Origin of the sequence: Bradyrhizobium erythrophlei (assembly GCF_042430365.1) — a bacterium.
Classification (GTDB): domain Bacteria; phylum Pseudomonadota; class Alphaproteobacteria; order Rhizobiales; family Xanthobacteraceae; genus Bradyrhizobium; species Bradyrhizobium erythrophlei.
The window spans coordinates 1-986 of sequence record NZ_JBHMET010000261.1; the positions used below are offsets into that span (position 1 = coordinate 1).

Here is a 986-nt window from a genome sequence, read left to right on the forward strand (position 1 = left end):
TAGGCTTTGCCGCGGCCGTCATCGCAGACGGCAGACTTCAACGCGCTTGCAAGGCGCAACGCTCATCGAACCGGACAGGCAGATTTCCCGCATCCGGCTCTCGGACAAGACTTCAAGCCTTCGCCCACGGCATGTCGCGCCCAAGCGCGGTTAGGCGTACGAGCCCGAAGTACCCGTAGAGGTGCGAGAGTGGATAGGTCCCGCCCCTGCGTCGCCTGACCTTGTGCTTGAAGCGCAACCACCGGCGCAACCGCGCAGCCGCGTAGTTGTCGAGCGCCCGATACGCTTTGGTGACGGTGCCTACTTTGAAGTAGTTCGCCCATCCGCGCAACGTGCGGTTCAACTGGCCTACGAGCTCCGTGGTCCCTTGCCAAGTTCCTGATCGGGCGGTGAGCGCGTGAATGCTTTCGATCACGCGTTTGATGCTCTTGCGCGATGGCCGGTACCCCAGGCGCGCCTGGCCGGTTTTCGCTGAGTACATCCGCCCGAACGTGTAACCCAGGAAGTCGAACTCTCCTTCCGGTACCCTGCAGATTCGTGTCTTCTCCTCGTTGACCATCAGCTTCAGCCTTCCCATGATCCTGCGCAGTTGTCGCAAGGCCTCTTCAGCTTTGCCCCGCCTGCACAGGATTACGAGATCGTCGGCATAGGTCACGATGCGAGAGCCGAGGCTTCGCTCTAGCCCGAGCATCTTCCATCCCAGCACAAACCGGCGCATGTACAGGTTTGCCAGCAGCGGTGAGATCGGTGAGCCTTGCGGGATACCTCGCCGCTTGTCCCGTGCCTCGGTCGTCCGTTTCTTCCTTCCTCGATCGTCGGTTTCTTCCACGGGACACTCCAGCCACATCTTGATCAGATGCAGCACGCGCCGATCAACAACTCGGCGCGCTACCGATTTCAATAGCTCGGCATGTGGAATGCTCCCGAAGTAGTCCGCGAGGTCGGCGTCAACGACTTCCGGGTGGCCGCGGAACAGCTGCGCTTCC

At 61.3% G+C, this 986-nt stretch carries 1 protein-coding gene; it reads right to left on the reverse strand.

Annotated elements, in window-relative coordinates; genetic code table 11:
- Positions 1–112: 112 nt before the first annotated feature.
- A partial coding sequence (locus ACFFWD_RS40000) for a reverse transcriptase domain-containing protein (protein ID WP_376974900.1) occupies positions 113–986 on the reverse strand: 874 nt, incomplete at its 5' end.